The 7,318-nt window shown below is 49.9% G+C and carries 8 protein-coding genes; 1 reads left to right on the top strand and 7 read right to left on the bottom strand.

Annotated features, from left to right (window positions below; all coding sequences use genetic code 11):
- The 4 genes from ACKFKF_RS09940 to ACKFKF_RS09925 all read right to left on the bottom strand — a co-directional run.
- Positions 1–946 (bottom strand): serine/threonine protein kinase (locus ACKFKF_RS09940; RefSeq protein WP_446867585.1); only part of this gene is annotated, 946 nt, incomplete at its 3' end.
- Positions 947–1,035: 89 nt separating this feature from the next.
- Positions 1,036–1,740, bottom strand: a complete 705-nt coding sequence (locus tag ACKFKF_RS09935) for a hypothetical protein (RefSeq protein ID WP_446867584.1) — start codon at positions 1,738–1,740, stop codon at positions 1,036–1,038.
- Complete coding sequence (locus ACKFKF_RS09930; RefSeq protein ID WP_446867583.1) at positions 1,737–2,240, bottom strand: hypothetical protein; 504 nt, start codon at positions 2,238–2,240, stop codon at positions 1,737–1,739. The genes ACKFKF_RS09935 and ACKFKF_RS09930 overlap by 4 nt, the downstream gene beginning before the upstream one ends.
- Entirely contained in the window at positions 2,240–2,572 is a 333-nt protein-coding gene (locus tag ACKFKF_RS09925) for a DUF4058 family protein (RefSeq protein WP_446867586.1), read from the bottom strand. The genes ACKFKF_RS09930 and ACKFKF_RS09925 overlap by 1 nt, the downstream gene beginning before the upstream one ends.
- 124 nt (positions 2,573–2,696) lie before the next feature.
- Between ACKFKF_RS09925 and ACKFKF_RS09920 the strand changes: the two genes are divergently transcribed.
- Positions 2,697–4,121, top strand: a complete 1,425-nt coding sequence (locus ACKFKF_RS09920; protein ID WP_446867582.1) for an IS701 family transposase — start codon at positions 2,697–2,699, stop codon at positions 4,119–4,121.
- Positions 4,122–4,173: 52 nt separating this feature from the next.
- On the opposite strand, the gene ACKFKF_RS09915 is transcribed toward ACKFKF_RS09920, so the two are convergent.
- From ACKFKF_RS09915 to ACKFKF_RS09905, 3 genes are read right to left on the bottom strand one after another with little or no spacing between them, the layout of a single operon-like run.
- A complete protein-coding gene (locus ACKFKF_RS09915; RefSeq protein ID WP_446867581.1) occupies positions 4,174–4,854 on the bottom strand; it encodes a hypothetical protein in 681 nt (226 codons plus the stop codon).
- A 3-nt stretch (positions 4,855–4,857) separates the two neighbouring features.
- Positions 4,858–6,495 carry a hypothetical protein gene (locus ACKFKF_RS09910; protein WP_446867580.1) on the bottom strand — a complete coding sequence of 546 codons (1,638 nt, stop codon included), beginning with the start codon at positions 6,493–6,495 and terminating at the stop codon, positions 4,858–4,860.
- The gene (locus ACKFKF_RS09905) at positions 6,492–7,232 is read right to left on the bottom strand and encodes a hypothetical protein (protein WP_446867579.1); all 741 of its coding nucleotides are present in this window, start codon (positions 7,230–7,232) and stop codon (positions 6,492–6,494) included. The genes ACKFKF_RS09910 and ACKFKF_RS09905 overlap by 4 nt, the downstream gene beginning before the upstream one ends.
- Positions 7,233–7,318 lie beyond the last annotated feature (86 nt).

Raw genomic sequence — 7,318 nt, 5'->3', positions numbered from 1 at the left:
CCACCCATAAGGCTTCAATCTCTGCCGCTCGTCCATACAGTTTTTGAGGAATGCAAAACTGTTCAGACACATCTTGCAAACCCAATTGCATCGGTTCAATTCGACCCACTTCTGCCAGTTGTTCAGCACATCGTTCTAGATCCGCTTTGATCCCGCAAGCACTCTGATAGCGATCCTCCGCATTCTTCGCCATCAGTTTCAAAATCAGGTCTGAAATGGGTTTGGGAATTGCAGCGTTCAATTCGTGCGGCGGAATCGGGGGTCTAGCAATGTGACAGTGAACTAGCTCCAGGAGGTCTTGGGTGGGAAACGGCAACTGTCCCGTTAACAGTTCATAGAAGGTTACGCCCAATGAATAAAAATCAGTGCGATAGTCAAGCCTCCGGTTCATCCGCCCGGTTTGTTCTGGCGACAGATAGGCGGGGGTTCCTTCCAGCAGATGCAGATTTTTGAACGTGGGATTCGTGCGGCTGAAGCGAGTGGCAATGCCAAAATCAATGAGCTTGACCACGCCAGTATGCGGATTAAAGACAATGTTGCCAGGATGGATGTCCTTATGAATGACGTGAGCCGCATGGAGTTTGCCCAGAGTATCAGTCAGGGCGATCGCGACATCCAAAAAAATCGACAAAGGCATCGGGCAGAAGTCTGATTGCTGTCGCATCCAGTATTCCAAGGACTCTCCACCAAAGTCCTCCAAGAGAATCACCAGCGTGCGCTGATAGTCTTGCTGGCTGTAAGCCTTGACAACACCTTCAATGTTGAGGGAACGGGTAATTTCATATTCCTGCCGATAGCGAGTTAATTCCTGAAGAGAGGGATAATTCTGCTTGAGAACTTTGGCAATCACGGCACAATTATCCCGCTCTCTAATGCCCCGATACACAAGAGTTGCCAAGCTCTCATAGATTTTGCTGTGGATCGTGACTCCAGGCAGGGTAATCATGGAATGCTCTCCCAACGAAGGACTGTCAGCCGTCTTCCAAAGTATATCGCTTGCCAAACTTCAGAAAATTAAGCTTCTTGGTGAATTTTTTAAGGACTTTCCAATGACCTCTTTTCAAACCGACTGCTCGACTGGAGAACCCAAACTTGCTCAAGGTCATAAAACTCTCCCCGCTGTTGGATCGCAACTCCATTCAGTAACAGTGCTAACCATACTTGCACCAAAGGCATCTTCAGAGATCGCTGAAGTCGCAACAATGGAACGGCTTGATTGTGTTGACCCAGCCAAGTTTGAATCGCGGCTCCCCACTCGGAGACATCTTCCTCATGCGCCAGTGCTAAAGCTTGTTCATACGCCACTTCGGGATCAACGACCCCAATTGCTTCATGCAGTGCCTCAATCAATCGCATTGGCTCCACTTCTGCCACAATTGACCGTGACTCGTTCTCATTGATCGAGATCGGTTTACGTGGCAAGCTATCAAATGGCTCAATGTACTCATCAAACTCGATTTGCATCGTCTGCCGCACATAGGGGTCAAATGCAGCTTCACTCATGATCGGACCGTCCTGGCTTGCCGTTGCCACAATTTCTTCAAATGCTCGCTGAGATCGCGCCTCAAACACAGCGGTAATCTGAGAGATCGCCTCACCCGCCACCTGCAACTGTCCCGCGCATTCTAAATCGACGATCGACGCTTCCACCTCCTGCCACAATTGATTCAACTCTGCGGTTTCTGGCGACTGAGCCGCTTCCTCTAGCACTTTCCATAGCGATAATTGAAGCTGTCTCATGCCACCACCAACGGATGATGCAAACAAGGACGCATCGGGCACAACTGTGGGTCAATTCGCTCTAGACTGGCAAACTTGCGAATTCCGTATTCCTCATTCAACAAGTCAAGTAACTTACGAATATAAGCATGAACTTGACTGGGAACCATACCAACACAGTGAATTGGTTCGACGATCGCAATCTGTTGCTGTCCCTGCCACACCTGCGCCGAAATCGCATGAACTGGAGTATCCCCCCCTGCTGCTCGATACACGACCAACACTGCATAGTAAAGATACGCAAATTCTGGAATCTCAACTTCTAATGTCTTCAGCACCGATTCTTGCCGAGAACGATTGCGCTGCTGATTTTTACGATCGCGATGTCGGGCATACGATCGCCGACTGTAGCAAACCTTCGGATTCCAGCAGCGATCGCCCTCAGTTCCATGTAACGCCTGCGCCTGTGCCGCATCGAGCATCGCACATTTTTGGCATTTCAAGGGAATCGACTTTGCCACTACTCCCCCCGTACCGATGCTAACAACGTCTCTACCCACTGTTGCTTTGCAGGCAACAACTTCGGTGGCGGTAACGGTTGCCGATAGTCAATCCGATACTGATAACCTGCTCGATTGTAAATGCCGCGAAAAATGGCTTGTAAATCCACTTCAAGATCCGCATCTTCGGGCTTGAGGGGCAACGGAAACTGAGGGATCGGTTCAGTCAAATCAAAGCCATATAGTGTAGCTGCTGGACGCTGCTCACTACGACTGACAACAATGCGATAATCCCAACCGGTCCCTCCTCGTAGCGGCAGCGGCGGATGAGCGCGTAGCAAGTCGATTTCAATTAAATCTTGAGTGTTGTGATGTCTGGAGAGAAAAAGCGAAATCCTTCTGCGGTGGGATGATCAGGAGTGAGGAATCGGGGGAGATTGCAGACGAGTTCAGTCCAGTTATGGAGGTTTAAGCACGATGCAACTGCCGATAGTCGCCCCTGCCCCGATTGTTGCTCATCATGCCGAAGCCTTTGGCGGCTTGTTCAGTGATGAACGTGCCTATGAGAACTTTCAGACCTACTTAACAGGACTAATCGTGCTGGACAACAAAAGCTTGAGCAATATCAGCCGCTGTACCTTGGAGAGCGCAGACAAGACGAATCTATCGCGCTTTTTGAGCGAGTCACCCTGGAAGAGCCAGGAGATGAATGCCCATCGGGTGCAATACATGCTGGCGCAAACGGCGAATGTGCGGTTGAAGGCGGAGCAGTCGTGCTTGTTGATTGATGACACGTTATGTGAGCATGTGGGGAGTTTGTTTGAGTATATTGAGCGCCACTATAACCACAGCGATAGCAGCTACCCGTTAGCGCACAACTTGGTGACGAGTCACTATCGCAGTGGAGCCGTGCGATTTCCGGTCGATTGTGAGCTTTACCGTCGCTACGAAGACTTGACGCAGTGGGAGAAATTTGTTGCCAAGCACTTTCCTGACCAAAAGATTCCGCCGCCGACTCAAGCGCGGCAGAAGTTGCACAAGGAACTGGACTCAACGTTGCTGGAAGACCCCGAATTTGCCCGACTCCATCAGCAGTTTCGCACCAAGATGACGATTGCTCATGAGTTGCTCAAGCAGGCAATCGCGCATGGGTTGCCGTTTACCACGGTGTTGATGGACAGTTGGTATCTGACGGCTGAATTCGTTCAGCAACTGGCGAACCACCACAAGCAGTGGGTGAGCCTACTCAAACGGAATCGCAACTTATCAATGCAGGGGTTTGTGTTGCGCGATGCTCAAGGACAGCCGATTCCCCTGGCTGCCAATGGGGTGATCAAAGTCGAGGATTTAGTTCCCTTGATTCCTGCGACCGCCTATCGCCCCGTTGACCTTGACGACCACCGTTATTGGTGTTTTAGTGTCTGTACTCGATTGTCTGGGATGGGACGGGTGCGCTTGGTAATTAGCTTCCAATCCGCTGACCTAGGCGGTTCTTATGCCGTTCTGGTCACCAACCGAACCGACTGGAGTGCCAAACAAACTTTGGCTACCTACTTGCAGCGTTGGACAATCGAAACGTTCTATCGAGACGGCAAACAACTGTTGGGACTCGACCAGTATCGCGTGCGTTCACACTCAGCCATGCAATCCCATTGGTGTTTAGTGTTCGTGGCCTACTCGTTGTTGCATCTTGCCTGTTTACCGTCATCGTCAAAGCCACCTAGAGGCAAGCGTCCGACTCATCCCCTCCAAACCATTGGGGAAGTCGTGCGACAACAAGGGCAAGCGTTGATTGAGCAATTAATCTTGTTCGCGCATGACCAACTTTTACAAGAACAAGCAGCTGCGCAGGTGTTTACGAACTTGTTTGCTAAACAGCAAAAGCAGTTCTCGCACTCATAGTCTACGAGGTTGCCTGTCTTGTCTTTTCTCTCGTGACATCACAACAAAGAACTTATCGGACAGGTTGTAATCCCAATTGGCTGAGTTTGAGAATCAAGGCAGGTGAGACATTGGCTCGTCTGGTAGCAGCAACAAGGGATGCTCCGCTACGAGCTTCGATGATAAATTGGCGAACTTGCTCGAACAGAGGATCATCAGACTTCGCAAGTCCACGAGCGATCGCCACTTGCATTCCTGCCTCCACCCGATTCAACATTTCTGGAGTTGAAAGCGTTGGTAATACTGAACCGGTTTTGGAAGCGGTTTTCGACACCTGCACACTGCTATATTCAGGTACACCCTGTGCAGGCACCACATTGAAGATGTGTAGCTGTTGCCTGCCCTGAGGATTCACCGTTTTGATAAACAGGTTGGTCAAGCTTGCGGTCGTCACACCGGGGAACTTGAGGGGTTGAATCTGCTTGAGAAAGAGTGTAGATGTTTGACCTGATTCGATGGGCACATCAGTGTTGTAGACTAACCTTGAAGGATCAGCCAGTACAACACTGATGATGCGTTGCTTAGTCGCACTAAAGTCGATCGCGGTTGCTCGTCCAGACCAAACCTTCACCATAATGGGTTGTTGATTTATTGTCTTTGGAGAAACACGAATAATTTCCTGTGCCGCAATCACAGTAGGCTGAAATAATGTGAAACTCAATGTCAGCATCAAGGATGAAATTTGCCTGATCATCTTCTACCTCTGAATTTCAAAGAACGTGTTGAATACCACCGACACTTCTTCGCCTTTCTTGACAACCAACACTTTCGGTTTGGAGAGCAATTCATCAGTCGTTTTATCTGAACGTTGCCGTAGTCGATCCGCTGCGACCCCAAACGCACCTTCAAAAGCAGCCGCAAGCAGATCCGGTTCACGGGTTGTGCGCCGAGATACCTGAGAACTGCCTAACCCATCAAAAATGATCGTGTTGTCCTCTTGTGGACGATTCACCACTTCGCCAATTTTGCCCAACCCACTTAGTAAGGAAACCAGAAAATCCTGTCCCGCGATCGCACCTCCTGGATCACTGTTAAATTTGGCAAGCAACGGTTCACCTTCTTGTCCTCTCACTAACAAACTCTCTGCTGGAATTTGTTGCTGTTGAGTGCTGCCTAACCGATCTTTGTAGACGATCGCCACCGCACTCTGATTCACCAGATTGGTCTGCTTCTCAATGTTGTTAATCTCAGTAATGAGCAATGTACCTTGTGGCAGTGCCACTCTACTATCTGTGGCCGGGACATCTTGGGTAAGCTCCACCACAAATCGTCCCAAGCCCTTGCTTTCTTGACTGGCAATCATCGGCACAACAACTCTGGCTGATACGGTCGTTCCGATCGCAACGCGCATTGGCTTCGATAAGTGGGGTGCTTCAACATCGGCTTGCAAGATGCGCTCTTCTGTCGTTAATGAATCACCTAAACCCAGCCCTCCAAAAGATTTGGCTGAGGCAACGATGGTTTGAGTATCAACTGGAAACTGGAATGTAGGAGGTTGAAAAAGCGTTGGCAAATCCGTCGGTTCAGTGGTTTCTGACTCCTCAGATGCTGCTTCCGTAGTGGATTGCATTCCTACTTGTACTGTTGGAATGAGTTGCCCGTTCGTGCTGGCATTGTCAGGTGGCTGACTGTTAGCAGTCACTGTTTCAGAGGTTGCCTGGTTCTCCGCTCCCTGTTGCCCCAGTTTTGCCAGAGCATTCCATCGAGCAAACGGATCAACTGCCTCTGTTTTTGGAGAGGACACGGCAGGTGCAGCAGCACCTCGTATCGGCGCAGGCGAAGGATAGCGGCGGGTCGGAGGTGTACTGCGAATCGTCTCTGGCTCAGAGACCGCTGCGATCCGACGAGTCCTGACAGGCTTCTGCTCAACAGCTTTAACTTCTTTGCTCCTCCTATTTTTCGGCTTCGCCTCTGGCTTTTCCACCAGTGCTTGCTGATCTTGGAAGGCAAGCTGGCTTTTCAGGGCACCTTCGTTATCAGTGGCAAGCGTGGGTGTTGGGATGGGTGACGCAATCACTTCAGGTTGCTTGTCGCCTTTGGGAGCCATGAACAGAAACCAGATGCCAAATACCCCACCCCCGATCGCGCCCATTGGCAGCGCAACCGTTGCCAGTCGCACCAATGGGTTCTCGTGTTTGGAGCGAGTATCACCTCCCTCATGCGCCTGCACCAGTTTGTATTCCGACTTAACAAGCTGCTCTGTTTCTACCGCGTTATAGCCAGCTAACCGAGCCGCTTCAACTGGATCAATTTCACGCCCTGCTTGACTTGATTCAGTCGATTGATTTGTTGCTTCATTTGGCAAAACATGAATCGGATTATTTTGATCACTCATGGTTGATTCGGGTTAAAAGGTTTGATATCAGTAATTTCAAGTCCGGCTTCTCGAACGTTGTAGACTGCTCGTTCAATATCGGTTGCATCTTTGCCCAGTGGGGATCTGGGAATATCTACAGCTTCCAGAGTAAACGTGCGGTTGAAGGGAATTTCCTCAGTTTGCCCGGACTGGTCAATCACATTGCGGGTAGCAACCATATCTACTTCATATTTACCTGGTGCGATCGTTCTTGGCTCTGAAACATAGCTGATCAGAATGGTGGAACGGGTATTGCCGTTAAACACACCCGCTGGGGTTAATTCAGCGATCGCTTTTCGTGACTCCTCCCGAAAACTAGAACCACTGGATTTCGTTTTTCCCTGGAGCAAAAAGGATGCCAGGTATGCTGTGGTCGGCAGGCGGTTACTGCCAATCTTCTGTCCCGCATCTGGCTTACTCGTGCCGGGAAGTTTGCTATCCCAAGTCCAGGTTAAAATCGTCCATTGTCGCGCTACATTCTTCACCAAGTCAGGTATGCGGTAGGTGACTGCTTCTTCACGGACGGCAACCGCTCGACCATCAACCAATTGCACAAAGGTAGTCTTGCGCGTTGCCAAATCATTCACTTTGACACTCAAAAATAACACTAGCAGCGTTTGCAGCCCGACAAAAATGCTCAACCCGACAAAGCACGTTGGCAACAAGTTTTTGCTTTCTGGCAGTAACGTCGGCTGAAATCGGCGAATTTGTCTCATAACTTGATGCAGTTACGTCCAAAACCATTGTTGCGTTGGTAATTTGACCTCACCTCTGCCAGATTTCCAATCCCATTTGGACAAGT

The organism is Phormidesmis sp. 146-12, assembly GCF_052939495.1.
This window is presented reverse-complemented; position numbering and strand designations above follow the sequence as displayed.